The organism is Sphingomonas sp. PAMC 26621 (assembly GCF_000251145.1).
Classification (GTDB): Bacteria; Pseudomonadota; Alphaproteobacteria; order Sphingomonadales; family Sphingomonadaceae; genus Sphingomonas.
On the sequence record NZ_AIDW01000037.1, the window covers coordinates 20,114 to 43,868 of the forward strand.

Annotated in this window: 24 protein-coding genes; 6 read left to right on the forward strand and 18 right to left on the reverse strand. The window is 67.4% G+C overall.

Annotated features, from left to right (window positions below):
- Nucleotides 1-107: 107 nt before the first annotated feature.
- From RI03_RS17775 to RI03_RS23350, 5 genes are all read right to left on the reverse strand, one after another.
- Nucleotides 108-1,520 (reverse strand): NAD(P)(+) transhydrogenase (Re/Si-specific) subunit beta, encoded by a 1,413-nt coding sequence (locus RI03_RS17775; protein WP_010218983.1) that lies wholly within the window; start codon nucleotides 1,518-1,520, stop codon nucleotides 108-110.
- 41 nt (nucleotides 1,521-1,561) lie between these two features.
- Nucleotides 1,562-1,855, reverse strand: a complete 294-nt coding sequence (locus RI03_RS17780; protein WP_010218984.1) for an NAD(P) transhydrogenase subunit alpha — start codon at nucleotides 1,853-1,855, stop codon at nucleotides 1,562-1,564.
- Between the two features lie 9 nt (nucleotides 1,856-1,864).
- A complete protein-coding gene (locus RI03_RS17785) occupies nucleotides 1,865-2,272 on the reverse strand; it encodes an endonuclease domain-containing protein (RefSeq protein WP_051007289.1) in 408 nt (135 codons plus the stop codon).
- Between the two features lie 71 nt (nucleotides 2,273-2,343).
- The gene (locus tag RI03_RS17790) at nucleotides 2,344-3,465 is read right to left on the reverse strand and encodes an NAD(P) transhydrogenase subunit alpha (protein WP_010218987.1); all 1,122 of its coding nucleotides are present in this window, start codon (nucleotides 3,463-3,465) and stop codon (nucleotides 2,344-2,346) included.
- A 1-nt stretch (nucleotide 3,466) separates the two neighbouring features.
- Nucleotides 3,467-3,595: an aa3-type cytochrome c oxidase subunit IV gene (locus RI03_RS23350; RefSeq protein ID WP_170318408.1), complete on the reverse strand. Its 129-nt coding sequence runs from the start codon at nucleotides 3,593-3,595 to the stop codon at nucleotides 3,467-3,469.
- A gap of 174 nt (nucleotides 3,596-3,769) precedes the next feature.
- Between RI03_RS23350 and RI03_RS17795 the strand changes: the two genes are divergently transcribed.
- Nucleotides 3,770-5,194 carry a sigma-54-dependent transcriptional regulator gene (locus tag RI03_RS17795; protein ID WP_010161879.1) on the forward strand — a complete coding sequence of 475 codons (1,425 nt, stop codon included), beginning with the start codon at nucleotides 3,770-3,772 and terminating at the stop codon, nucleotides 5,192-5,194.
- 22 nt (nucleotides 5,195-5,216) lie between these two features.
- On the opposite strand, the gene RI03_RS17800 is transcribed toward RI03_RS17795, so the two are convergent.
- Nucleotides 5,217-6,101 carry a bestrophin family protein gene (locus RI03_RS17800; protein ID WP_010218988.1) on the reverse strand — a complete coding sequence of 295 codons (885 nt, stop codon included), beginning with the start codon at nucleotides 6,099-6,101 and terminating at the stop codon, nucleotides 5,217-5,219.
- A gap of 193 nt (nucleotides 6,102-6,294) precedes the next feature.
- On the opposite strand from RI03_RS17800, the gene RI03_RS17805 reads away from it, so the two are divergent.
- Nucleotides 6,295-7,752: an aminotransferase class I/II-fold pyridoxal phosphate-dependent enzyme gene (locus RI03_RS17805; RefSeq protein ID WP_010218989.1), complete on the forward strand. Its 1,458-nt coding sequence runs from the start codon at nucleotides 6,295-6,297 to the stop codon at nucleotides 7,750-7,752.
- Nucleotides 7,753-7,907: 155 nt separating this feature from the next.
- Here the strand turns inward: RI03_RS17805 and folP are convergent, their stop codons facing one another.
- The 7 genes from folP to glmM all read right to left on the reverse strand — a co-directional run bounded on the left by folP (nucleotide 7,908) and on the right by glmM (nucleotide 14,311).
- Nucleotides 7,908-8,966 carry a dihydropteroate synthase gene (gene folP, locus RI03_RS17810; RefSeq protein ID WP_010218990.1) on the reverse strand — a complete coding sequence of 353 codons (1,059 nt, stop codon included), beginning with the start codon at nucleotides 8,964-8,966 and terminating at the stop codon, nucleotides 7,908-7,910.
- 103 nt (nucleotides 8,967-9,069) lie between these two features.
- The gene (locus RI03_RS17815; protein ID WP_026046836.1) at nucleotides 9,070-10,200 is read right to left on the reverse strand and encodes a site-specific DNA-methyltransferase; all 1,131 of its coding nucleotides are present in this window, start codon (nucleotides 10,198-10,200) and stop codon (nucleotides 9,070-9,072) included.
- A gap of 182 nt (nucleotides 10,201-10,382) precedes the next feature.
- Nucleotides 10,383-10,979: a ribonuclease HII gene (locus tag RI03_RS17820; protein WP_010218992.1), complete on the reverse strand. Its 597-nt coding sequence runs from the start codon at nucleotides 10,977-10,979 to the stop codon at nucleotides 10,383-10,385.
- Nucleotides 10,972-12,093 (reverse strand): bifunctional hydroxymethylpyrimidine kinase/phosphomethylpyrimidine kinase, encoded by a 1,122-nt coding sequence (thiD, locus tag RI03_RS17825; RefSeq protein WP_010218994.1) that lies wholly within the window; start codon nucleotides 12,091-12,093, stop codon nucleotides 10,972-10,974. The genes RI03_RS17820 and thiD overlap by 8 nt, the downstream gene beginning before the upstream one ends.
- Nucleotides 12,090-12,320 carry a DUF1272 domain-containing protein gene (locus RI03_RS17830; RefSeq protein WP_010161871.1) on the reverse strand — a complete coding sequence of 77 codons (231 nt, stop codon included), beginning with the start codon at nucleotides 12,318-12,320 and terminating at the stop codon, nucleotides 12,090-12,092. The genes thiD and RI03_RS17830 overlap by 4 nt, the downstream gene beginning before the upstream one ends.
- A 123-nt stretch (nucleotides 12,321-12,443) precedes the next feature.
- Nucleotides 12,444-12,896 carry a nuclear transport factor 2 family protein gene (locus RI03_RS17835; RefSeq protein ID WP_010161870.1) on the reverse strand — a complete coding sequence of 151 codons (453 nt, stop codon included), beginning with the start codon at nucleotides 12,894-12,896 and terminating at the stop codon, nucleotides 12,444-12,446.
- A 74-nt stretch (nucleotides 12,897-12,970) separates the two neighbouring features.
- Entirely contained in the window at nucleotides 12,971-14,311 is a 1,341-nt protein-coding gene (glmM, locus tag RI03_RS17840) for a phosphoglucosamine mutase (protein WP_010218996.1), read from the reverse strand.
- 78 nt (nucleotides 14,312-14,389) lie between these two features.
- Between glmM and RI03_RS17845 the strand changes: the two genes are divergently transcribed.
- Complete coding sequence (locus tag RI03_RS17845) at nucleotides 14,390-15,661, forward strand: dicarboxylate/amino acid:cation symporter (RefSeq protein WP_026046837.1); 1,272 nt, start codon at nucleotides 14,390-14,392, stop codon at nucleotides 15,659-15,661.
- A 99-nt stretch (nucleotides 15,662-15,760) separates the two neighbouring features.
- On the opposite strand, the gene RI03_RS17850 is transcribed toward RI03_RS17845, so the two are convergent.
- A complete protein-coding gene (locus RI03_RS17850; RefSeq protein WP_010218998.1) occupies nucleotides 15,761-16,456 on the reverse strand; it encodes an NnrU family protein in 696 nt (231 codons plus the stop codon).
- Between the two features lie 13 nt (nucleotides 16,457-16,469).
- The gene (locus RI03_RS17855) at nucleotides 16,470-18,263 is read right to left on the reverse strand and encodes a peptide MFS transporter (protein ID WP_010218999.1); all 1,794 of its coding nucleotides are present in this window, start codon (nucleotides 18,261-18,263) and stop codon (nucleotides 16,470-16,472) included.
- A gap of 117 nt (nucleotides 18,264-18,380) precedes the next feature.
- On the opposite strand from RI03_RS17855, the gene RI03_RS17860 reads away from it, so the two are divergent.
- Together RI03_RS17860 and RI03_RS17865 are read left to right on the forward strand one after the other, a co-directional pair.
- Nucleotides 18,381-18,959, forward strand: coding sequence for a nitroreductase family protein (locus tag RI03_RS17860; protein ID WP_010219000.1), 579 nt, complete (start codon nucleotides 18,381-18,383; stop codon nucleotides 18,957-18,959).
- A 39-nt stretch (nucleotides 18,960-18,998) separates the two neighbouring features.
- On the forward strand, nucleotides 18,999-19,355 hold the full coding sequence (locus RI03_RS17865; RefSeq protein ID WP_010219001.1) for a GntR family transcriptional regulator: 357 nt from the start codon (nucleotides 18,999-19,001) through the stop codon (nucleotides 19,353-19,355).
- Between the two features lie 27 nt (nucleotides 19,356-19,382).
- Here the strand turns inward: RI03_RS17865 and RI03_RS17870 are convergent, their stop codons facing one another.
- The 3 genes from RI03_RS17870 to RI03_RS17880 all read right to left on the reverse strand — a co-directional run bounded on the left by RI03_RS17870 (nucleotide 19,383) and on the right by RI03_RS17880 (nucleotide 22,480).
- Entirely contained in the window at nucleotides 19,383-19,790 is a 408-nt protein-coding gene (locus RI03_RS17870; protein WP_010219011.1) for a hypothetical protein, read from the reverse strand.
- 126 nt (nucleotides 19,791-19,916) lie between these two features.
- Nucleotides 19,917-20,753, reverse strand: a complete 837-nt coding sequence (locus tag RI03_RS17875) for an arylamine N-acetyltransferase family protein (RefSeq protein ID WP_010219012.1) — start codon at nucleotides 20,751-20,753, stop codon at nucleotides 19,917-19,919.
- Nucleotides 20,750-22,480: an acyl-CoA dehydrogenase gene (locus RI03_RS17880; protein ID WP_010219013.1), complete on the reverse strand. Its 1,731-nt coding sequence runs from the start codon at nucleotides 22,478-22,480 to the stop codon at nucleotides 20,750-20,752. Before RI03_RS17880 ends, RI03_RS17875 begins: the two co-directional genes overlap by 4 nt.
- 38 nt (nucleotides 22,481-22,518) lie before the next feature.
- Between RI03_RS17880 and RI03_RS17885 the strand changes: the two genes are divergently transcribed.
- Complete coding sequence (locus RI03_RS17885; RefSeq protein ID WP_010219014.1) at nucleotides 22,519-23,592, forward strand: L-threonylcarbamoyladenylate synthase; 1,074 nt, start codon at nucleotides 22,519-22,521, stop codon at nucleotides 23,590-23,592.
- The last annotated feature ends 163 nt before the right edge of the window (nucleotides 23,593-23,755 follow it).

Consider the following 23,755-nt stretch of genomic DNA (forward strand, 5'->3'; position numbering starts at 1 on the left):
CCATTATGGTGGCATGCACAGTCAATTTACGAAAAGACGCCGCCGCTTCCCTCCAGTTCGGAGCGATGCATGCCAACTCTGGACCAAGGATCTCCGGGTCGTCTTGCTCAGTCGAGCGACTTGACGATTTCCTCGACCATCTTTTTGGCATCGCCAAGCAGCATCATCGTATTGTCCATGTAGAACACATCGTTGTCGACGCCGGCATAGCCGACCCCGCCCATCGAGCGCTTGATGAACAGTACCGTCTTGGCTTTTTCAACGTCGAGCACCGGCATGCCGTAGATCGGCGAGGTCTTGTCGGTCTTGGCGGCGGGGTTGGTCACGTCGTTCGCACCGATGACGAAGGCGATGTCGGTCTGTGCGAACTCGCTGTTGATGTCCTCCAGTTCGAACACGTCGTCATACGGCACGTTCGCTTCCGCGAGCAGCACGTTCATATGCCCCGGCATGCGCCCCGCCACCGGATGGATCGCATATTTCACGCGGACGCCGTGTTCCTTCAGCTTGTCGCCCATTTCGCGCAAGGCATGCTGCGCCTGGCTCACCGCCATGCCGTAGCCGGGGACGATGATGACCTGCTCCGCCTGGCCGAGCAGGAACGCCGCGTCGTCGGCCGAACCACGCTTCCACGGGCGCTGTTCCTTCGCCTCCCCACCCGCCGCCGCCGCGTCGCCGCCAAAGCCGCCCGCGATGACGCTGATGAAGCTGCGGTTCATCGCCTTGCACATGATGTAGCTGAGGATCGCGCCGGACGATCCGACCAGCGCGCCGGTGATGATCATCGCGCTGTTGTGGAGCGTGAATCCCATCGCCGCGGCCGCCCAGCCCGAATAGCTGTTGAGCATCGAGACGACGACCGGCATGTCCGCGCCGCCGATCGGCACGATCAGCAGGAAGCCGATGACGAAGCTGAGCGCCGTGATCGTCCAGAACACCCACGCGCTCTGGTCCTGCGTGAAATAGCCGACGAGGCCGAGGATCGCGACCAGCACCGCGATGTTGATGACGTGGCGTCCGGGCAGCAGGATCGGCTTGCCCGACATGTTGCCGTTGAGCTTGAGGAACGCGATCACGCTCCCTGAGAAGGTGATCGCACCGATCGCAATGCCCAGCCCCATCTCGATCCGCGAAACAGTCAGGATCTGCCCGTCGTCGCCGAGGATCCCGAACGCGCCGGGGTTGAGATACGCCGCCGCCGCGACCAGCACCGCCGCCATGCCGACGAGCGAATGGAACGCCGCGACGAGCTGCGGCATGTCAGTCATCGCGATCCTGCGTGCGGTGACGATTCCGATCGCGGCGCCGATCGCCATCGCAATCCCGATCTCGAATGGCGAGGCGAGATGATGCGCGAACAGCGTCGTCCCGACCGCGAGCGCCATGCCGATCATGCCGAGCCGGTTGCCGCGCTGCGCGGTAGCGGGCGACGACAAGCCGCGGAGCGCGAGGATGAAGCATACGCCTGCGACGAGATACGCAAGCGCGACCCAGGGATTGACCGGTGCCGTATGTTCCATCGCTTAAGCCCCTACCCGCCCGATATGCCGTCCATGCCGCATCACTTCGCGACCGGCCGCTCTTTTTTCTTGTACATCGCGAGCATCCGCTGCGTCACCGCGAAGCCGCCGAAGATGTTGACGCTCGCGAGCACCACCGCGAGCAGCCCGAGCCATTTCGACCAGACCGACCCTTCCGCCGCCGATGCGATCAGCGCGCCGACGATGATGACCGAGGAGATCGCGTTGGTCACCGCCATCAGCGGCGTGTGAAGCGCAGGCGTGACCGACCATACGACATAATAGCCGACAAAGCAGGCCATGACGAAGATCGACAGGATCGAGATGAAGTCCATATGCTGTCCTTAATCCTCCCCGGAACGGGGAGGGGGACCATTTGCCTCTTCCGGCAAATGGTGGAGGGGGCGGGCGACGTAAGCGACGATCGCTTCGGCCGCCGCGTCCGGGTCTTTCAGAACCCGCAGCGCCGAAACGTGCACAATCTGGAAGCCGTTTTCCTTGATAAAGAAGGCGCGCGCTGCGTCTCTGATGGGCCGATCTTCGCGATTATGCGCTTCGCCATCGATCTCGATGATCGTTTTTAGCGACGGGCAGTAGAAATCGACGACGTAAGGGCCGACCGGATGCTGTCGCCGAAACTTTAGGCCGGCTTGTTTTCCGCGCAGCCGCTGCCACAACAAGGCTTCAGGCAAGCTGAGATCGCGCCGCAATTTGCGCGCGACCGCAACTTCCGGGCGGAGCATTCTCGGCATGCCCCCTCCCCCGTTCGCTGAATGCTCACGGTCCCCCTCCCCGTTCCGGGGAGGACCGAGATCTTCCCGCATCATCCCAACAACCGCGCGCTGACGACCTTGCCGTCCCGCGTCAGCCGGATCGCGTCGCCGATCTCGTCGTCGAGCACTGGCTTGCCCTGCTCCTTGTCCCAGAAGGCGCTCAGGAAATTGAACAGGTTGCGCGAGTACAGCGCCGACGCATCCGCCGCCAGCCGCGACGCGACGTTGCGATGGCCGACGATCGTCACACCCGATACGACGACCGCCTCCCCCGCGACCGAACCCTCGACATTGCCGCCGCTCTCGACCGCGAGATCGACGATCACCGACCCGGGCCGCATGCTCGCGACCTGTGCCGCCGAGATCAGCCGTGGCGCGGGGCGCCCCGGGATCAGCGCGGTGGTGATGACGATGTCCTGCTTGGCGATATGGCCGGATACCAGCTCGGCCTGCGCCGCCTGATATTCGGCACTCATCTCGCCGGCATAGCCACCCGAGCCCTCGCCCTCGATCCCAGCGACATTCTCGACGAAGATCGGTTTCGCGCCGAGGCTCTGGATCTGCTCGCGCGTCGCCGAGCGGACGTCGGTGGCGGAGACCTGCGCGCCGAGCCGCCGCGCGGTGGCGATCGCCTGAAGGCCTGCGACGCCGACACCCATCACGAACACGCGGGCGGCGGACACGGTGCCCGCCGCGGTCATCATCATCGGAAACGCGCGGCCGTAAGCCGCCGCCGCATCGAGCACCGACTTGTACCCCGCAAGGTTCGATTGCGACGACAGGATATCCATCGATTGCGCACGCGTGATGCGCGGCATGAATTCCATCGCGAGCGCCTCGATCCCCGCCGACGCATAGCCGTCGATCCGCGCGCGATCCGCGAACGGGTTGAGCGCGGCGACCAGCCATGCCCCGGGCGCTGCCCCGGCCAGCGTATCGGCGGACGGCCCCTGCACCCCGAGCACGATCGCCGCGCCCGCAAGCGTCGCCGCGCGATCCGCGACGGTCGCACCCGCGGCGGCATAATCGGCATCCGCGATCGAGGCAGTGGCACCTGCGCCCGCTTCCACCGCGACGCTCGCCCCCAGGGCGATGAATTTCTTGACCGTCTCGGCGGTCGCGGCGACGCGACGCTCGCCCTCGGCGGTCTCGCGCAGGACGGCGATCTTCATCCTATTTGCCCGAGATCAGCCACACCACCGCGAACGCGATGACGAAGCACGCGATCGCACCGTATTTCAGCACGCCGATGACCTTTCCATAGGTTGCCTGGTGGACTTGCAGATCACTTTCGGTCGCCATCGGTTCGCTCCTCGCCATATCGTTGCGTCCTGCTTAGACCGCGGCACGCAACCCCTCAACCCCCGGCGATATCGTCCCGGCGATGTCCCGGCCGTCCCGTCGCGGGGCGTTTAAGGCTGCTTTCACACCTTGTCTTTATGCGTTCATCGCGAACAACGAGACTCGGGGAAGAGCATGACGCGTAACGGGCAACGCCTGCTGATGCTGATCGACGACGAACCCGCGCAGCGCCGGCTGATCGCAGCGATCGCCGCGCGGCGTGGCTGGCGCGCGATCTTCGCCAACGATGGTGAGATGGCAATCGCGATGCTCGGCTCGCAGGACGGGATGCAGCTCGACGCGATCCTGCTCGATCAATGGTCGCCCGAGGCGGATTCGACCGCGCTGATCGCAGAAATTCGCACTCGCCGCCCCGCGCTGCCGCTCCTGCTGCTGACCGCGAACGGATCGGTCGCGCAGGCCGTCGCCGCGATGCGCACGGGGGCGACCGATTTCCTGGTCAAGCCGCTCGCCCCCGAACGCCTGCTCGCCGCGCTCGATGCCGCGGTCGCGCAGAAGACCGCGGGCGAACTGCGCCCGCTGACCGAGAAGATCCCCGCCCTCCTCGCGTTCGACGAGATCGTCGGCTCCGCGCCCGATTTCCGCGCCGCGCTCGCGATCGCCGCCAAGGCCGCGCGTGCGCGCGTGCCGGTGCTGCTCGAGGGCGAGAGCGGAGTCGGCAAGGAAGTGGTCGCGGAAGCGATCCACGCGGCCTCGCCGCGCGGCAAGAAGCCAATGATCGCGGTCAATTGCGGCGCGATCCCGGCGAACCTCGTCGAAAGCGAATTGTTCGGGCACGAAAAGGGCGCGTTCACCGGCGCCTTCGAACGCAAGACCGGGCGCTTCCAGGAGGCGGACGGCGGCACGCTGTTCCTCGACGAGATCGGCGAGATGCCGCTGGAAGCGCAGGTCAAGCTGCTCCGCGTGCTGCAATCGGGCGAGATCCAGCCGCTCGGCGCGCGCCACATGCGCGAGGTCGACGTCCGCGTCATCGCCGCGACCAACAAGCGGTTGAGCGAGGAAGTCGAGGCGGGGCGCTTCCGCGAGGATCTCTATTACCGGCTCAACGTCGTCCAGGTGACGATCCCGCCCTTGCGCGAACGCACCGGCGATATCCCGGCGCTCGCGCGTCACCTGATGGCCCGGATTGCGCAGCAGCCGGGCCTACGCCAGCTCGGCATCACCGACGACGCACTCGCGCTGCTCGGGCGCTACGACTGGCCCGGGAACGTCCGCCAGTTGCAGAACGCGTTGTTCCGCGCGGCCGTGCTGTGCGACGGCGCGGCGCTGACCCAGGCGGATTTCCCGCAGATCGCGGCGCTCGGCGGCAAACGCCAGACGACCGTGACGCCGGTGCCGATGGCCACATCGGGCGGGGTCACGCTGTTCCACGCCGATGGCAATCTGCGCGCGCTCGAGGAGATCGAGGCGGATGTCATCCGCCTCGCGATCGGCCATTATCGCGGACGGATGACCGAGGTCGCCCGACGGCTCGGGATCGGGCGCTCGACGCTGTACCGCAAGCTCGGCGAACTCGGGATCGACAACGCGGCCGCCTGACGCGCTGTCGCGCGGCGGGGTCTTACCAGAGGATCCCCTTCTCGGGCTTGACCGGATCGGGGGCTTGCTCGCCGAGCGCCTGCAACAGGTCGATCTCGACCGTGCGGCACATCGCGGTCAGCGGCACGTCGTGCACGGTGTTGGCGAACGGATCGACCAGATCGTCGCCGATCTTGAGCACCGCGAGGAACATCAGCCCCGCGACGGTCGACCCGATCGGCGTCGCGAACCCCAGCGTCTCGACGAGCCCGATCGGGAGCAGGATGCAGAACAGCCGCGCGAAGAACTCGGGGAAGAACCGGTACTGGTTGGGGAGCGGGGTGTTCTTCAACCGCTCCATCCCGCCCTGCGCGTTGGCGATATCGATCAGCACGCGCTCGATCGACGCCTGCTGGATCGTGTCGATCCACCCCGCCTGCCGTGCCTGGTCGACGCGCCGCCCGGTCCCGTCGAGAATACCGTTCGCCACGTTGAGCCGCTCCAGCGATGGCGCGGCCTCGTCGGGGGACAGATAGCGCAAGGCTTCCGCGCGCGGATCCTGCTTGCGCAACTGGCAGCGCAGGACGTTGACGTAGGTGATCTGCCGCAGAATGATCGCGCGCTGGAGATCGCGCGCTTCCTCGTCGGGGAGGAAGCTCCGCGCCGCGCGCGACAGGCTGCGCGAGGCGTTGATCATCAACCCCCACAGGCCGCGTCCTTCCCACCAGCGTTCGTACGCCGAGGTGCTGCGGAACCCGAGAAACAGCGCAAGCGCGGAGCCGAACAGCGTCAGCGGCAGCGAGGGCGCCTTGAACGGCAGGACGTAATAAGTGACCGTGACGATCACGTCCCAGACGAACAGCACCAGCAGGGGCCGCCATACCTCGGCGGCGATCTGCCGGTAGCGCGGCACTGCATCGATGATCATGAACTTCCTCCGGATACTCTACAGGGTGCGCGATACGGATGCGCGCGGTTCGGTCCAGAGGCGAGACCTCCGGCACGACGCCCGCCGATCGCGCGGGCAACGTCCGTTACCCCAGCCCGCGTGTCGCGCGAATGACAATTATGTTATTTTTCTCCACCGGGAACGGACGACGCCGCAGGAGGCTTGATCCGATATGGATCAGAAACACGCGCCCATCGTCGAAGCCCTGGCGCAAGTGGAGCGGCGACCGATCCACGGCTTCGGCGCGCCCGGCCACAACCAGGGTGCCGCGATTCCCGCCGACCTGCGCCGCCTGCTTGGCAAACGGATCTTTGCCGCCGACCTGCTGACCCCCAAGGGCCTCGACGACCGGACCGAGGGCGGGCACGTCGTCCAGCGCGCGCACGAGCTCGCCGCGGAAGCGTGGCAGTCGGATTTCTGCCGCTTCGTCACCGGCGGGTCGACGCAAAGCCTCCACACCGCGCTCGCGGCGGTCGCAGGCCCCGGTGACACCGTGCTGTTCGCCACCAACGTCCACAAGGCCGAACGCTCGCACGCGCTCGCGACCGGGCTCGATGCGGTGCTCGTGCCGGTGCTGATCGACGACGCGTGGGATATCGACCACGGCGTCACCCCCGCCGCGCTGTCGGCGGCGCTGGCCGCGCATCCGGACGCCAAGGCGTTCGTCGTGGTCAGCCCGACCTATTACGGCGTGACGAGCGACATCGGCGCGCTCTCCACTATCTGTCACGACCACGGCATCCCGCTGATCTGCGACGCCGCCTGGGGCGGGGCGTTCGCCTTTTGCGAGCGGCTGCCCGACGATGCGCTGACCAAGGGCGCGGATATCGCGGTGTACAGCCTCCACAAGACGATGGGGTCGCTCGCGCAAGGGTCGGCGCTGCTCGCCAAGGGGACGCTGGTCGACCAGCAACGGCTGTGGATGGCGTTCGAACTGTTCGAGACGACCAGCCCGTCGGTCCCGATCCTCGCCAGCCTCGATGCGACCCGGCGCGATCATGCGCTGAATGGCGAGCGGATCTGGGGCGGGGTGCTCGACCGCGCGGCCAAGCTTCGCCGTCGTCTGGCGCGGATTCGGGGGCTGCGCGTGTTCGGCGAGGAACACCTCCCCGCGGCGACGCAGCTCGATACGACCAAGGTGCTGATCGACCTCTCCGCGCTCGGCGTGACGGGGTATGCGGTGGACGACTGGCTGGTGAAGCATCACCGCGTCAGCGTCGGGCTGTCGGATGCGCGGCATGTGCTCGCGGTGGTGTCGATCGGGACGACCGCGGCGGATATTCGTGCGCTGGTCGGCGGGCTCAAGGATCTGGCGAAGCAGGTCGCCGCGGGCACTGCCGACCTGCCCCCTGCCGGCGTGTTTCCGGGGCTTTCGACGCTGTCGGTGACGATGGCGGCGGACCCCGAGGAAGCGTTCTTTGGCGATGTCGATCACGTTCCGATCGCGGACGCGGCAGGCCGGATCGCCGCCGAGGTGATCGCGCCAGCGCCGCCGGGCGTGCCGCGGCTCGTTCCCGGGCAGCGGATCGAGGCGGCGCATGTCGCGTGGCTGATCGCGAACCGCGACGCGGGCGCGTTCTTCCTCGATCCGATCGACCCCAGCGAGCGCACGATCCGGGTGGTGCGCTAGGGCGCGCGCTCCGTCCCTAAGCACTTCCCCGGCGAAGGCCGGGGCCCAGGAGCGGAACAGACGAAAGCGGAGGCTTGCGCTTCAGAACCTCGACCATCCCGACTGGGCCCCGGCCTCCGCCGGGGAAGCAAACAGGTTCTCGTTCAGGGACCGCTTCAGCGCCCCACCAGCGCCTGGTCGCGCAACCCGCGCCAGACACGCACCGCCTGCACCGTCTCCGCCACGTCATGGACGCGCAGCAGTTGCACCCCCGCCTCGATCCCCTTGAGCGCCAGCGCGAGCGACCCGCCGAGCCGCGCATCGGCGGGGGCCTCGTTCGACAGCGCGCCGATCATCCGCTTGCGGCTCGCACCCAGCAGGATCGGGCAGCCGAGCCCGTGGAAGAGCGTCAGCCCGTTGAGCAGCGCGAGATTGTCCGACAGGCTCTTGCCGAAGCCGATTCCGGGATCGAGGATGATCCGGTCGCGCGCGACACCGCCCGCGACGACTGCGTCGATCCGCGTCTCGAGCCAGTCGAACACGTCGGTCAGCACTGTGCCATAACCCGAACCGCCATGCCCGCCCGCAGCCGGATCGGGCGAATGCATCAGCACCACCGGGCACCCCGCCCGCGCGACCACTTCGAGCGCGCGATCATCCCACAGCAGCGCGGCGACGTCGTTGATGATTGCCGCGCCCGCCGCGAGGGCGGCCTCCATCACGCCTGCCTTGCGCGTGTCGACCGAGACCAGCGTCCCGCTCCGCGCGAGCCGCTCGACGACGGGGATGACGCGCGCGATCTCGTCGCCTTCCCAGACGACCGGTGCGCCGGGGCGCGTCGATTCGCCGCCGACGTCGATCAGTGCAGCGCCCGCCGCCGCCATCGCGACCCCCGCCGAGGCGGCGGCGGCGGGGTCGTCGGCATGCGTCCCGCCATCCGAAAAGCTGTCGGGCGTCACGTTGAGGATCGCGGCGACCGCGGGCTGGTCGAACCGCAGCGTGCGCGCGCCGAGCGTCAGTGCGGGGCGCGGGGCGGTAATGCGCGCGTGGACCCGCGCGGCGCGATCGTCCTGCAGCAGCCTTTCGAGCGCGGTGACGGGCACCGTGCGACGCTCCCCCGCCTCGATCACCTCATAGGCGGCGAACCACAGCATCCCCCCCGCCAGCCGCGCGACTTCGCCGTCGCGACCGACGGGCGTGTCGACGAACTGGACTGGACGGAGGTGGAGCGTCATGATGTTCTCCCGTCACTCATCCGTTCATTTCGAGCGAAGTCGAGAAACCTGCGCTGTGCCGAGTTTCTCGGACTTCGCTCGAAACGAACGGACAGAGGGGCGCTCAGGGCTGGGTCGCGAGCAGATATTCCTGCCGCAGCGAATCGATCGGCTTGAGCCCCTCGCCCGTCTCGAAATGCCAGTAGGTCCAGCCGTTGCACGACGGCGCGTTTTGCAGCGTCGCGCCGAGCTTGTGGATCGATCCGGTCGCGCCGCACTGGCTCTCAAGGCTGCCGTCGGCGCGGACCAGCGCGCGGTGCTTGCGCTTGGCGTCGACCACGAACCGGCCGGGGGTGAGAAACCCGTTCTCGACCAGCACGCCGAACGCAACCTTGGGCGCGGCCTTGGGGCTCTGCATCGTCTTGAGCAGGCTTTCATCGAGCGGCAGCGCCGCCGCGATCCGCTCCTCGGCGGCAGCGATATAGTCAGGCTCGCGCTCGATCCCGATCCAGCGTCGGCCGAGCCGCTTGGCGACCGCACCCGTCGTCCCCGTCCCGAAGAACGGGTCGAGCACCACGTCGCCCGGCTTGGTGCACGCGAGCAGGATGCGGTACAGCAGCGCCTCGGGCTTCTGCGTCGGATGGACCTTGATCCCGTCCTTCTTCAGCCGCTCCTGCCCGCCGCAGACCGGGAATTCCCAGTCGCTGCGCATCTGGAGCTCGTCGTTGAGCGTCTTCATGCTGCGATAGTTGAACGTGTAGCGCGCCTTCTCGCCCATCGACGCCCAGATCAGCGTCTCGTGCGCGTTGGTGAAGCGCGTGCCCTTGAAATTGGGCATCGGGTTCGACTTGCGCCACACGATGTCGTTGAGGATCCAGTAACCGAGATCCTGGATCGCGGCGCCGACCTTGAAGATGTTGTGATAGCTGCCGATCACCCAGATCGCGCCATTGTCCTTGAGGATCCGCTTGGCCTCCGCCAGCCACGCGCGCGTGAACGCGTCATAGGCGTCGAGGCTGTCGAACTTGTCCCACGCGTCGGTCACCGCATCGACATGGCTGCCGTCGGGCCGCGCGAGGTCGCCGCCGAGCTGGAGGTTGTAGGGCGGGTCGGCGAAGATCATGTCGACCGACTTGGCCGGCAACGCCCGCATCGCGGCGATGCAATCCGAGCGCAGGATCTGGTCGAGCGGAAGCTCCGCCATCGGCGGGAGAGTCGTCTTGCCCCCCGCTTTGATCTTTTCCAAAACGCCCATCATTGCCGCCCCTGTTCGCTGTCGCGCGCATCCCTGCGAATCTGGGGACTCTCGTCAAGGGGCGATGCGTTAACCGGATTCGCGGTCGATTCGTTAGCCATGCGGAACATTTCCGGAAGCTCTCTAGATGTTGAGTCCGCGTCGATCGGCGGACTCAAGCGATGGTGTGTGACGCAAAAGACTCAGAGCAGAAGATACGCATCGGCGACGGGACGAAAACTTCTCCGGTGGAGCGGGGTCGGCCCATGTTCGCGCAAAGCCGCCAGATGCGCGGCGCAGCCATAGCCCTTGTTCGAGGCCCAGCCGTAGTGCGGATGCGATTCGGCATGCGCGAGCATGATCGTGTCGCGGGTGTGCTTGGCGATGATCGACGCGGCGGCGATTGAGGTGCTGATCGCATCGCCTGAAACCAGCGGCGTGGCGGCGTGCGTCCAGCGCGGGAGGCGGTTGCCGTCGACCAGCACATGCCCCGGCGCGACGCCCAACGCCTCGACCGCGAGCGTCATCGCCTTCATCGTCGCCCAGTAGATGTTGAGCACGTCGATCTCGTCGGCCTCGACGATCCCGATCCCGACCGTCGCGCATGCTTGCAGCCGGTCATGCAGCCGCAACCGCTCGGCAGCGGAGAGCTTCTTCGAATCGTTGATCCCGCGAGGGATGCCCTTGGCCGGCAGGATCACCGCGGCGGCGACGACCGGCCCCGCAAGCGGACCTCGGCCGGCTTCGTCCACCCCGGCGACGGGCGCGAGGCAAAGCTTTTCGTGTTTGAGGCTAGGCATCAGGCAGCCGCCATGGCGGAAAGCGCCGGTTCTCGCCAGCATGGTAGAGACAGACCGTATTGCCCGCAGGATCGGTCAGCCGCGCCTCGCGCCACAGCCACGGCTGGTCGGTCGGGCGCTGGTCGAACGTCATGCCGTCCGCCTCCAGCCGTGCGACGGTAGCAGCGAGATCGTCGCATTCGAGGAACACCGTTGGCCGCGCACCCCGTTCGATCGACAGCGTGGCGCCACCCGGCGTCTCGAACCGCGCATAATGATCCGCGCTCTCGACGATCTGGCGCAGGCCGAGTGCGCGGTAGAAATCACGCGACGCGGCATGGTCGGTACTGCCGAGCGTGACCTGGTTGAACCGCAGGTCGCCCCCAAGGTCGAGCCGCACCGCCTGCTGCCCCAGCGGGCCGTGCCCCTGCCCGAGCCTTGGCGCATCGCACAACGCGAGCCGCACGAAATCCCGCGCAACCGCGACCGCCAGCGGCAGCGCGCGCCCCTGCCCCAACAGCGTCGCGATTCCCGAGGCGAGCGTACAGCCGGTGCCATGCGCGCTCGTAGTCGCGATCCGCGGCCCGGACCAGCGGGCGACTTCGCCGTCGGCTCCGATCAGGCGATCGATCACCTCGGCACCGTCGACGTGCCCACCCTTGGCAAGGACATGGCAGTCGTGCGCGAGCACCGCCGCTTCGCCGCCCAGCGCGGCGAGCTCGGGCGTGTTGGGCGTGACCACGGTGGCGATCCGCATCAGCCGCGCAAACGCCGCGATCGTCGCCGGGTCGGCAAGCGTCGCACCGCTGGTCGCGATCATCACGGGATCGAACACGATCGGCACATCGAGCGGCTCGAGCCGGTCGGCGACGGCGTGCGCGGTCTCGGCCGAACCGATCATCCCGATCTTCACTGCATCTACACCGATGTCGGACAGGCACGAGTCGATCTGCGCGAGCACCATTTCGGTCGGCACGGGCAGCACCGCCTGCACGCCGAGCGTGTTCTGCGCGGTGATCGCGGTGATCGCGGTCATCGCGTGGCCGCCGAGCATCGTGACGGTCTTGATATCCGCCTGGATCCCCGCGCCGCCGCCCGAGTCCGAGCCAGCGATGATCAGGATTCGCGGCGTCATGCGCGCGGCTTGAACCACCGCACGGTCGAGGCCGGATGCCGCGCGAGCGCCTCGTCGACGCGTGCGGGGCGGTCCATCAGTTCGCCGCCGCAATTGGGGCAACGGTCGTCGAGCGCCTCGGCACAAGGCGCGCAAAACGTGCATTCGAACGAACAGATGAACGCGCCGGCCTCGTCGGCGGGGAGATCGGTACCGCAGCGTTCGCAGTCAGGGCGCATTTCAAGCATGGCGCGGTTTAACGCGGGTTTCCTCCTCCGTCACCCCGGCGCAGGCCGGGGCCGTTCGGTTGTTCGCGCGACGGCGGTTTCGCCTTTGCAACGTGACGGCCCCGGCCTGCGCCGGGGTGACGGTCAGGGATTGTCCGTCGACGCGATCTTGTAGATCGTCGCCTGGCGAAGCGCTATCACCCAGCGGTCGCCGTCGCGACGCCACAGGTCGGTGAAGCGCCGCGACACCGTCGGCGGAGTCGCGGTGCCGTCGTGCGGGACATAGGTTTCCTCGCCCATCATCACGACATGGGCGTCGCCGTACCGCGCGAGATGCTCGATCCGCTTGTGATACCGCCGATAGTGGATCAGCCCCTGGTCGAAGAACGCCGCGATCTGGGCGTGGCCGGCTACCCGGTTGCCGGGCGTGTTGACCGTGCAGTCCGGTGCCAGCACCGCGAGAAATGCCGCCTTGTCGCCGCTTACGAGCGTCTGGTCGGCCGCGTCCGACGCACCGAGTACCGCCGCGATATCGGGATGACCGACAGCCGCCGCCTCGACCTGCGGGTTCGCCAGTTCGCGTTCGACTATGCTCATGCTCGCCCCCGCCGCGCCGGGACTCACGGACGAGTCCGGGCACGGGGGGATATAGCAGAAATGCCTGCCCGCGTTTACCCCGCCGCCGCGCGCACCGCATCGCAAATTCGATCGACCACAGCCTCGACCTGCGCCGCATCGTCGCCCTCGGCCATCACGCGGATGACGGGTTCGGTCCCCGAGGGGCGGATGACGAGCCGGCCCTTGCCCTTCAGCTCGGCTTCCGCATCGGCGATCACGGCCTGGACCGACTCCGCTTCGAGCGGCTTGCCGCCCGCGAACCGGACGTTCTTGAGCAATTGCGGCAGCGGTTCGAAGCGGTGGAGCAATTCGCTCGCCGGAACCCCCGAGCGCGCCAGCTCCGCGAGGATCTGGAGTGCTGCGACCAGCCCGTCCCCGGTCGTCGCATAATCGGACAGGATGATGTGCCCCGACTGCTCGCCACCGACGTTATAGCCCTGCGCGCGCATCGCTTCCAGCACGTGGCGGTCGCCGACCTTGGTGCGGATCAGCCCGATTCCCTGCGTCGCGAGATGCCGCTCGAGCCCGAGGTTGGACATGACCGTCGCGACCAGTCCGCCGCCCTTGAGCCGCCCCGCGCGCGCCCAGCTGCTCGCGATCGTCGCCATCAGCTGGTCGCCGTCGACGATATGGCCCTTTTCATCGACCACGATCAGCCGGTCCGCGTCGCCATCGAGCGCGATGCCGAGCTGAGCGCCGGTCTCCACCACCGCCTCGCACAACGCCTTGGGCGCGGTCGAACCGACGCCGTCGTTGATGTTCTTGCCGTTGGGGGTGACCCCGATCGACACGACGTCCGCGCCGAGTTCCCACAAGGCGGTCGGCGCGACGCGGTAGGCTGCGCCATTCGCGCAATCGACCACGATCTTCATCCCGTCGAGCCGCAGGTTCTCGGGGAAGGTCGACTTGGCGAAATGGATGTAGCGGCCCTGCGCATCGTCGACTCGCCGCGCGCGCCCGATTTCGGTCGCGGGGCTGAGATCGATGTCCCCATCGATCAACGCCTCGATCGCGGCCTCGTCATCGTCGGACAGCTTGTAGCCGTCCGGACCGAACAATTTGATGCCATTGTCGAAATAGGGATTGTGGCTGGCCGAGATCATCACGCCCAGATCCGCGCGCATCGATTGCGTCAACATCGCGACCGCTGGCGTCGGCATCGGGCCGAGCAGCACGACGTCCATGCCCACGCTGGTGAAGCCCGCAACCATCGCGGATTCCAGCATATAGCCCGACAGGCGGGTATCCTTGCCGATCACGACGCGGTGGCGGTGGTCGCCGCGCCGGAAGTGCGCGCCCGCCGCCATGCCGACCTGCATCGCCATTGCAGCCGTCATCGGCGCGGTGTTGGTGAGGCCGCGAATCCCGTCGGTACCGAAATATTTTCTTGCCATTACGCGCGCATCCGTTCGGTTATGTGCGTTGCACTCATAAGCGGCCAAAACGGGCCGCGCATCTGCAAAAGGGCCTGCATGTCGCAATCCAGCCGTATCCTGTTGTCGCTCGTCCTCGGGCTTGCCGTCGGCGCCATGCTGGCGGGCTGGGCACCCGGCGCGGTGCCGGTGACGGTCGCGGTGGCCGGGCCGATCGGGACCGCGTGGCTCAATGCGTTGCAAATGACCGTGCTGCCGCTGGTCTTCTCGCTGCTCGTCACCGGGATCGCCGCGACCGCAGAGGCGGCGCGGAGCGGCGCGGTCGCGGCGCGCGCGATCGCGCTGATCCTGTGCGTCATGGTGTTCAGCGCGGTGATGGCGGCGATCCTGACGCCGCTGTTCCTGCAACTCGCGCCGATGCCGACCGCCTCGGGTACAGCGCTACGCGCCGCGCTCGCGGGGGCAGCACCCGCCGGGGCGGTGCCGCCGCTCGGGGAATTCCTTGCGGGCATGGTGCCGAGCAACGTCGTCGCGGCGGCGGCGAACGGCGGGTTCCTGTCGCTGATCCTGTTCGCGCTCGTCTTCGCCTTCGCGCTCGCGCGGATCGCGCCCGAGCAGCGCGCGCTGCTGACCAGCTTCTTCGCCGCGATCCGCGACACGATGCTTGTGGTGATCGGGTGGATCATCTGGATCGCACCGATCGGCGTGTTCGCGCTCGCGGTGACGGTCGCCGCCAAGACCGGGACCGCCGCGGTCGGCGCGCTGCTCCATTACATCGTGACGGTGTCGAGCGTCGGGGTTATCGTCTCGCTGTTCGCCTTCCCGCTCGCGGTGCTGGGCGGGCGCGTTGCGCTGCTGCGGTTCGTGCGCGGGGCCGCGCCCGTTCTGGCGGTGGCAATGAGCACACAGTCCTCGCTCGCCAGCCTGCCCGCGATGTTGCGCATTTCGGAGGAGATGGGCGTCCCCGTGGCGACCTCGGGCGTTGTGCTCCCCATCGCCGTGGCGATGCTGCGCGCGACCGGGCCGGCGATGAACCTCGCGGTCGCGATCTATGTCGCCAACTGGTTCGGCGTGCCCATGAGCTTCGCGACGCTGTGCGCGGGGACGGCGGTGGCGGTGCTGACGTCGCTCGGCTCGGTCAGCCTGCCCGGACAGATCAGCTTCATCGGCGCGATTTCGCCGATCGCGGTGACGCTGGGCGTGCCGATCGCGCCGCTCGGGTTGCTGGTGGCGGTCGAGACGATCCCGGACATCTTCCGCACGATGGGGAATGTCGTGATGGATCTGGCGGTGACGTTGACCGTCGGCGCGCGGAGTGCGCCGGTGGCGACGGACAGCGCGGATGCGCTGTTGCACGAGGGGGCGGCTTAGAGGTTTACCCGAGGTGTTTTCCCGCGCAGGCGGGAATCCAGGGCAACGGGCAGGAACGCGTGCAACTCTGGGCTCCTGCCTGCGCAGGAGCACATTGGCCTACCGATACACCCAGTGCCACACCCCCGCCGCGATCCCCGCCAGCGGCAGATGCGCCCAGGTCGCGACAAGCCAGATCACCACGCCGCCTGCGATGTCATGCGGGCGAAACCCGCCGAACTTCGCCCGCCGCTGCGCGATCGCGACGAACGGCCAGTAGCTCGTCTTGCGCTCCCAGTCGCGCCACAGCTCGGGCTGGAGCGATTCCTTCTTGCGGTCCTGCAGCGCCGCACCGACCAGCGCGAGGACGATGATCGCGACCGCGACGATGATGTTCGCCGCGATCGGATAGACCGCGATATGGCACAGCCCCCACAAGGCGAACGCCCACATCATCGGATGGCGCGTGATCGCGAACACGCCCCGCGCCGTGGCGGGCGCGGCGGTGGCGGGTTTGCCGGGGAGCGCGGGATTCCCGAGGAGCGACCCCATCAGCAGGATGCTCGCGACCAGCATGACGAGCGTGACCGGACCCCAGATCCCCTCGCCCACCGCCCACCACGGCGCGGTAGCGGGCGCGGTCTGGTAGCTGTGCGCGAGCCAGCCGAGCGTCGCGAAGGCGACGAGCGAATAGAGTCCGAGGAACCCGTTCGCACCGACCGCGCGCACGATCGGCGCGCGGAGCGGATGCGACAGCAGGAAGTGCGAGCCGACGAACGCCGCCGCGCTCGCGAGAACCAATTGCGTGCCGTCCATCCCGTACCCCCGGTTATTTGACCCCGTGCATCCACTTCTTGAGCGGCCAGGACAGGACCAGCAATAGCACGCCAAGCGCGATCGCGACCTGCGCAATCGTCGTGAACGTGCCGGTATAGGTATCGAGGCTGACCTTGAGGTTGGTGACCTGCCCGCCGACCGTGTCGACGCTGGCGAACTGCGCGACGATCCCAGCGACATATTGCGCGCAGGAGATCGAGAGGAACCACACGCCCATCATCAGCCCGACGATCCGCGCGATCGACAGCTTGGTGATCATCGACAGCCCGACCGGCGAAATGCACAGTTCAGCCAGCGAGTGGATCAGGTACAGCCCCGCGAGCCACCAGATGCCGACCTGGAAGCCCGGCCCGGCAAAGCCCGCACCCAGCACGAGGAACAGGAAACCCGCCCCGACGCCGATCAGCGCAATCCCGAACTTGACCGGGATCGATGGCTCGAGCCCGCGCTTGGCGAGACCGGTCCACAGGATGCTCATGATCGGCGCGAGCGTCACGATGAAGAAGGCGTTGAAGAACTGCGTCTGCGGCGCGGAGATCGCGAAATTGCCGAACAGGCGCAGGTCGGTGTTGCGATCCGCGAACAGCGTCAGCGACGAGCCTGCCTGCTCGAACAGCGTCCAGAACACGACGTTGAAGACGATCAACACCATCGCCGCGAGCATCATCTGGAACTCGCGCTTGTCGCCGATCACGAACGACCAGATCAGGATGCCCGGGATCGCGATGAGGAACGTGCCGAACAGCAGCTTGCCCATCAGCGAGAGCGACGCGAGATAACCGACGAAGCCCGACCCCGGCACCGGCGGCACCGAGTTCATGAGGTTGACGAACAGGAAGTACAGCACCGGCACCGCGATCAGCGCGCCGATGAAGATCGGGATCGTGCGGTCCGGTCCGCTGCGGACCGGGGGCTCGCCATAGCCGTTGAGCTTGCCGCCATCGAACTGGATCAGCGTGAACGAGATCAGCATGCCGATTGCGGCGAGGCCGAAGCCCGCCCACCAGCCGATCGTCTCGGCGAGGATCGGGCACAGGATCTGCGAGCCGAGCGACCCGAGGTTGATCCCCATGTAGAAGATGGTGAAGCCGGAATCGCGGCGTCGGTCGCCCTGCGCGTAGAGTTCGCCGACCATTGTCGAGATGTTGGGCTTGAAGAAGCCGTTGCCGACCGAGACGAGGCTGAGCGCGATCAGCATGATCGTGACGAACAGCGGGCTGCGCTCGGCATCCGACTTGAAGCCGTCCTTGGCGATCGTCCGCGCGGTGCTGCCGTCGGGGGCGAGCAGCGAGACGGTGCCGTCGTCATTGCCCTTCACCTGCAGGCGCTTGCCCTGGTCGGTGATGAAGCGCTGCTCGGTCCCGGCCTTTGATTCGACCGTGACAGTGTAGCGCTGCCCGTCGATCGTCGCGAACGGCACCGCGGTCTGCCCGCCGAAGCAGAGCGTAAAATAGCCGACCGCCATCATGATCGCGCCGAACTTTACCGAGCGCTTGGAGCCGAGATACTGGTCGGCGAGATACCCGCCGACCAGCGGGGTCAGATACACCAGCGCGGTGAACCCGCCGTAGAGCCCCGTTGCGGCGCGATCGCCGAAAACAAAATGCTTGGTGAGATACAGCGTGAGCAACGCACGCATGCCGTAATAGCCAAAGCGCTCCCACATCTCGGTGGTGAACAGCCGCGCGAGCTGGCGCGGGTGGCCGAACCACGTCTCGCCCGCCGCCGGATTGACATGCGTGATATCCGGCTCGCGCGGAGTATCCGCGGTCGGGGTGTCCACCATGTACAAACTCCTGAAAACGGTCGGGGCGCCGACGGATGCGGCGCGGTTGGTTGCGGGCGAGACTAACGCCAATCGCGGGTGTGTAAATATCCGCCGTGTCCCGCTAAAGGGCAATCCATGTTCAATGACCGCACAACCCCGCTCTCGCTCCTCGCCACGCGCCGCTCGGGCAAGCCACGCGACCTGGTCGCGCCGGGCCCCGACGCCGCCGAGCTCGAGACGATCCTGACGATCGCGGCACGCACGCCCGATCATGGCAAGCTCGCGCCGTGGCGCTTCGTCGTGGTCGCGCCGGAGCAGCGCGCGGCGCTGGCCGAGGTCATCACCACCGCCTATCGCGCCGAACGCCCGCAGGCCGGCGCGACCGAGATCGCGGCGCTGGTGCAGTTCGCCGAACAGGCGCCGACGCTCGTCGTCGTGCTCTCGTCGCCCAAGACCGAAAGCCATATTCCTTTGTGGGAACAGGAATTGTCGGCAGGTGCCTCGTGCATGAACCTGCTCCACGCGACGCATGCGCTCGGCTATGCCGGCGGGTGGCTCACAGGCTGGCCGAGCTATTCGACCGCGGTGCGCGATGCGTTCGGCGCGGATCCCGAACGGATCGCCGGGTTCATGTTCCTCGGGACGCCGTCTCGGCAATTAGACGAGCGTCCACGTCCCGATCGGCAAAACATTGTTACAAATTGGGGCGGTTGAGAGACTGGACATTTCGCACTAGTGGTGTATTAAAGCAGCATGACAGCCCTGAACAGCGAAGACTCGCCCGTTTACATCAAGCTGCGCGGGACGATCTCCGCCGCCATCCTGCGCGGGGAGTTTCGGGCGGGCGACCAGCTGCCGTCGGTCCGCGCGCTCGCCGCCGAACATGGCGCAAATCCGCTCACCGTGGCCAAGGCGTATCAGAGTTTCCAGGACGACGGCTATGTCGAGGTGCGGCGTGGCGTCGGGATGTTCGTGCTGCCGGGCGCCGCGGAGAAACTGCGCGCTGCCGAACGCGCGCATTTCCTTGACACGAGCTGGCCGCGGATCGCGGCGCATATCGATTTGCTCGGGCTCGATGTCGCGGATCTGCTGGAGCGCGAGAAGGCCTGACCCTCCCCGCGATCCAGCCGGTTCCGCTTACTTCGACAGGCAGACGTAGGTCGTGCTGACGATGTCAGCATTGGCATTATATTCCGCAACATAGGCATTCCAGGCGGCATCATGCTTGGCCGCCGGCACGTCGACCGCCTTGGTGTGGAGCGTCAGGATCATGTCCGGCGTCGGGGCAATCGCGCGAGTCAGTGGGTTCATCGTCAGGACGCGCCCGGAACTGAAGGCGTCCGCCGTGTAGCCGTGCGACGCATACCAGCGGGCGTGATCCGCCACGGCCTTCTGGAACCCGGCGATCGAGCCCCCCGGCTTGATCTTGCTGGTGCGAACGATCGCGGGGCTTCCGGTCGGGCAGGGATTGGCGGTCTGGGCGAGCGCGGGGCTGTCCCCCACGATGGCAATGGCAAGCGCGACCAGCGTCAAAGACACGTTCATCGAAACGATCCTCCCATGGACCGGCTAGTCCGGCGGGCGCGTGTTACCGCGTCCGGAAGGCTTGCCGCAAGTCATATCGAAATCGTAACATTCTCTTGCCCGAGGCCGCGAACGCGACCGAGCCTATTAGCGTTCCATCACCCCGAGCGCCGCAACCTCTTCCGCCGACAGCGTGATCCCGAACATCATGCTCAGCCGCAAACGGTAAACCCGCGGATCGGTGATCACCGCATTGGTCTCGTGAGCACCGGCGCGCCCGCGATAGGTCGCGTCGGTCAAGGACGCAAACCCCTTCGGCAACACGATGCTGACGATCCCCGCATGGCGAAACCGGCTGACCGGCGCGGTCGAGGTCCAGTGGTTGCTCAGCCCTAGATCGGCGTCAAACACCAGCCGCGTGTCGAAGCTGTATTGTGTCTGGAAGCCCGTCCCCGTCCCGCGCCCGTCGGTGGTCGCGGCATCGCCGTCGCGCAGCAGCATCCAGCCATGGTCGCCTGCCCGGTCGAGCCGGAACAGCGCGCCGTCGGGCGCAGTGACTTGCGCGCCGTCGATCAGCGGCATCGGCGGGGTGTAGCTGCCACCGAAGCCTGTATCGGCGATCCACTGTTCCTCGCCGAGCGTCACCAGGCTGAACGTGTGCGTCAGCGGCGGCACGTCGCTCGCAGCGATCCAGACGCGCGCGAGCAGCGGTCGCGCGTCGAACCCGAGCGCGTGCAGCGCATCGAGGAACAGCCGGTTATGCTCGAAACAATAGCCGCCGCGGCCCGCGGTGACGAGCTTGGCGAAGACGCTCGCACTGTCGATCGCGATTCCGCGGCCGAGCAGTATGTCGAGATTCTCGAACGGGATCGCCAGCCGGTGCGCGCGCTGGAGTGCGCCCAGCCCGAGAGGGTCGACGGAGGGCCGCGCGGGGAGATGAACGCGGGCGAAATAGGCGTCGAGGTCGAACGCGGCGTCACTCATGCCGCGAACGCTTCGGGCGCGATCGAGTACAGCACGCTCGCATCCGCCATCGCGGCGGCCTTGAGCCCCATTGCCTCGGGGACGATCTGCGCGACGTAGAAGCGCGCGGCGGCGACCTTCATGCTCAGGAAATCACGGTCGCCCTCGGCGTCCACCGCGATCCGGCCCTGCCGTTCCATCAGCCAGCCACACACTGCGACCGACAGCATCGTCAGGAACGGATAGCTCGCGGCGAGCTTGTCGTCGGCGTCGAGTGTGGCCAAGCGCCGCCCGACTTCGTCGCACACGTCGATTAGCGCGTTGAGCCCGCTGTCCTGCGCCTCGGCGCGCATGTCGGCAATGAGGCGGGCGAACACGCCGCCATTGTCCATCGAAAGCTTGCGCCCGACCAGATCCGCCGCCTGAATCCCGTTGGTGCCCTCGTAGATCGGGGTGATGCGCGCATCGCGGAAGAACTGCGCCGCGCCGGTTTCCTCGACATAGCCCATCCCGCCGTGGATCTGAATCCCGAGGCTCGCGACCTCGTTGCCGAGATCGGTGCCGTGCGCCTTGGCGAGCGGGGTCAGGATATCGAGCCGCTCCTGCCCGCCCGCTTCGTTCAGAGTCGCGCGGTCGACCTGCGACGCGGCGTAATAGACGAGTGCACGCGCCGCCTGGGTCTGCGCCTTCATGCGGAGCAGCATGCGGCGGACGTCGGGATGCTCGACGATGCGGACGGGTTCGGCATTGCCCGACCCCGCGCGCGCCGACTGGACCCGGTCGAGCGCATAGCCGACCGCCGCCTGCGTCGCCGCCTCGGCGACCTGGACGCCCTGGAGGCCGACGTTGAGCCGCGCGTTGTTCATCATCGTGAACATCGCCCGGATGCCGCCGAACTCGGCCCCGATCAGCTCGCCGACGCAATCGTCCTGGTCGCCGAAGCTGAGAACGCAGGTCGGGGACGCGTGGAGGCCCATCTTATGCTCGATCGAGACGACGCGGACGTCGTTGAAGTCGCCGGGGTTTCCGTCCGCATCGAGGCGGAATTTGGGGACCAGGAACAGCGAGATGCCCTTGGTCCCGGCGGGCGCGCCGGGGGTGCGCGCGAGGACGAGGTGGACGATGTTGGGCGCCATGTCGTGATCGCCGAACGAGATGTAGATCTTGGTGCCCTTGATCAGGAATTTCCCGTCGCCGTGCGGGGTGGCGGTGGTCCGCAAGGCCCCGACGTCGGAGCCCGCCTGCGGCTCGGTCAGGTTCATCGTGCCGGTCCATTCGCCGGTCGCGAGGTGCGGGAGGTACAGCGCCTGCTGCTCGGGCGAGCCGTGATGCGCGAGCGCCTCGATTGCGCCGACCGTCAGCGTAGGCGCGAGCGCGAAGCCCATGTTGGCCGCGCCCAGCGTATCGAGCACCGCGGTCTGGATTGCGAACGGAAGCCCCTGCCCGCCGAATTCTTCCGGAACGCCGATCGTGCCCCAGCCGCCCTCGACGTAATCGTGATACGCCTTGATGAAGCCATCGGGCATGACGACGCCTTCGGGGGTCCATTTCGCGCCGACCGTGTCGCCGGTCCGGAGCAGCGGCGCCCATTCGCCCACCGCCAGTTGCCCGACGCCTTCGAGCACCGCATCGACGACGTCGTCGCTGGCGGCGGCGAACCGTTCGGTCGCGGCGAGATCGGCAATCCCGACGATATGGTCGAGCACGAAACGCTGGTCGGCGGTGGCTGGAGTGAACACGGGCGGCATCCTCTTATCGCGCAGGTTTGTGGCGGCTATAGCGCCGCATGATGACCGCGCCAAACCCGCCGATGCAGACGCGAACCTTACCCTACGGTGCCGTAGCGATCGCGGAGGCCGCCGCGCTGATTCGCGCCGGGCAACCGGTCGCGATCCCGAGCGAGACGGTCTACGGACTCGCCGCCGACGCGACCGACTCGGGCGCGGTCGCGCGAATCTATGCGGCCAAGGGGCGGCCGAGCTTCAACCCGCTGATCGTCCATGTGCTCGATCTGGCGGCGGCGGAGCGGATCGCGGTGTTCGATGCGACCGCGCGGGCTTTGGCGGCGGCGTTCTGGCCGGGGCCGCTGACGTTGGTGTTGCCGGTGCGGCCTGATGGAGGGATCGCATCGCTGGTGACCGCGGGGCTGGACACGATCGCGATCCGTGTCCCTGCGCACCGCGCGATGCGCGCGCTGATCGCGGCGGCGGGGGTGCCGCTGGCTGCGCCCTCGGCCAATGCGAGCGGTGCGATCAGCCCGACGCGCGCGGCGCATGTTGTGGCGTCGCTGGGCGGACGGATCGCGCTGGTGGTGGATGATGGCGCGACGGCGGCTGGGGTTGAGTCGACGATTATTGCGGGATTGCAGGTGTTGCGGCCGGGGCCGGTGACGGCGGAGGATCTTGCGCGGTTCGGGGATAATCCCCCCGCACCCCCATTGCACTTCCCCGGCGAAGGCCGGGGCCCAGTCGAGGGCGATCTGCAAGCGAGTGCCGCGCTCTCTTCCGACCCGGCCAGTCCTGGGCCCCGGCCTTCGCCGGGGAAGCAAGGAAAAGAGGGGGAGGCGGCAATCATCACCGCACCGGGCCAGCTTGCAAGTCATTATGCGCCGAACAAGCCGCTCCGGTTGAACGCGACCGAAGCCGAGGCAGACGAATATCTCATCGGGTTCGGCGCGATTGACGGCGACACGTCGCTATCGGCGCACGGCGATATGACCGAGGCGGCTGCAAAGCTGTTCGATGCGTTGCACCTTGCCGATGGTTCTGACCGTGTGCGGATCGCGATTGCTGCGATCCCGCTCGACGGGATCGGCACGGCGATCAACGATCGCCTGCGTCGCGCAGCGCATCGGGACTAGCCGTCGCCCGCTGCAGGCCGGTTTGGGGGGGAGTGCCGCAATACCTCCGTGCGCTTCCCCGGCGAAGGCCGGGGCCCAGGAGAGGGCGATCTGCAAGCGGGGGCTGCGCTCTCTTCCAACCGGCTCGCTCCTGGGCCCCGGCCTTCGCCGGGGAAGCAAGAAA

What these genes read in the sequence shown, in the direction of transcription:
- RI03_RS17775 (WP_010218983.1), bottom strand. Translation starts at nt 1,520, where the DNA reads ATGGAACATACGGCACCGGTCAATCCCTGGGTCGCGCTTGCGTATCTC.
- RI03_RS17780 (WP_010218984.1), bottom strand. Translation starts at nt 1,855, where the DNA reads ATGGACTTCATCTCGATCCTGTCGATCTTCGTCATGGCCTGCTTTGTC.
- RI03_RS17785 (WP_051007289.1), bottom strand. Translation starts at nt 2,272, where the DNA reads ATGCCGAGAATGCTCCGCCCGGAAGTTGCGGTCGCGCGCAAATTGCGG.
- RI03_RS17790 (WP_010218987.1), bottom strand. Translation starts at nt 3,465, where the DNA reads ATGAAGATCGCCGTCCTGCGCGAGACCGCCGAGGGCGAGCGTCGCGTC.
- RI03_RS23350 (WP_170318408.1), bottom strand. Translation starts at nt 3,595, where the DNA reads ATGGCGACCGAAAGTGATCTGCAAGTCCACCAGGCAACCTATGGAAAG.
- RI03_RS17795 (WP_010161879.1), top strand. Translation starts at nt 3,770, where the DNA reads ATGACGCGTAACGGGCAACGCCTGCTGATGCTGATCGACGACGAACCC.
- RI03_RS17800 (WP_010218988.1), bottom strand. Translation starts at nt 6,101, where the DNA reads ATGATCATCGATGCAGTGCCGCGCTACCGGCAGATCGCCGCCGAGGTA.
- RI03_RS17805 (WP_010218989.1), top strand. Translation starts at nt 6,295, where the DNA reads ATGGATCAGAAACACGCGCCCATCGTCGAAGCCCTGGCGCAAGTGGAG.
- folP (WP_010218990.1), bottom strand. Translation starts at nt 8,966, where the DNA reads ATGACGCTCCACCTCCGTCCAGTCCAGTTCGTCGACACGCCCGTCGGT.
- RI03_RS17815 (WP_026046836.1), bottom strand. Translation starts at nt 10,200, where the DNA reads ATGGGCGTTTTGGAAAAGATCAAAGCGGGGGGCAAGACGACTCTCCCG.
- RI03_RS17820 (WP_010218992.1), bottom strand. Translation starts at nt 10,979, where the DNA reads ATGCCTAGCCTCAAACACGAAAAGCTTTGCCTCGCGCCCGTCGCCGGG.
- thiD (WP_010218994.1), bottom strand. Translation starts at nt 12,093, where the DNA reads ATGACGCCGCGAATCCTGATCATCGCTGGCTCGGACTCGGGCGGCGGC.
- RI03_RS17830 (WP_010161871.1), bottom strand. Translation starts at nt 12,320, where the DNA reads ATGCTTGAAATGCGCCCTGACTGCGAACGCTGCGGTACCGATCTCCCC.
- RI03_RS17835 (WP_010161870.1), bottom strand. Translation starts at nt 12,896, where the DNA reads ATGAGCATAGTCGAACGCGAACTGGCGAACCCGCAGGTCGAGGCGGCG.
- glmM (WP_010218996.1), bottom strand. Translation starts at nt 14,311, where the DNA reads ATGGCAAGAAAATATTTCGGTACCGACGGGATTCGCGGCCTCACCAAC.
- RI03_RS17845 (WP_026046837.1), top strand. Translation starts at nt 14,390, where the DNA reads ATGTCGCAATCCAGCCGTATCCTGTTGTCGCTCGTCCTCGGGCTTGCC.
- RI03_RS17850 (WP_010218998.1), bottom strand. Translation starts at nt 16,456, where the DNA reads ATGGACGGCACGCAATTGGTTCTCGCGAGCGCGGCGGCGTTCGTCGGC.
- RI03_RS17855 (WP_010218999.1), bottom strand. Translation starts at nt 18,263, where the DNA reads ATGGTGGACACCCCGACCGCGGATACTCCGCGCGAGCCGGATATCACG.
- RI03_RS17860 (WP_010219000.1), top strand. Translation starts at nt 18,381, where the DNA reads ATGTTCAATGACCGCACAACCCCGCTCTCGCTCCTCGCCACGCGCCGC.
- RI03_RS17865 (WP_010219001.1), top strand. Translation starts at nt 18,999, where the DNA reads ATGACAGCCCTGAACAGCGAAGACTCGCCCGTTTACATCAAGCTGCGC.
- RI03_RS17870 (WP_010219011.1), bottom strand. Translation starts at nt 19,790, where the DNA reads ATGAACGTGTCTTTGACGCTGGTCGCGCTTGCCATTGCCATCGTGGGG.
- RI03_RS17875 (WP_010219012.1), bottom strand. Translation starts at nt 20,753, where the DNA reads ATGAGTGACGCCGCGTTCGACCTCGACGCCTATTTCGCCCGCGTTCAT.
- RI03_RS17880 (WP_010219013.1), bottom strand. Translation starts at nt 22,480, where the DNA reads ATGCCGCCCGTGTTCACTCCAGCCACCGCCGACCAGCGTTTCGTGCTC.
- RI03_RS17885 (WP_010219014.1), top strand. Translation starts at nt 22,519, where the DNA reads ATGATGACCGCGCCAAACCCGCCGATGCAGACGCGAACCTTACCCTAC.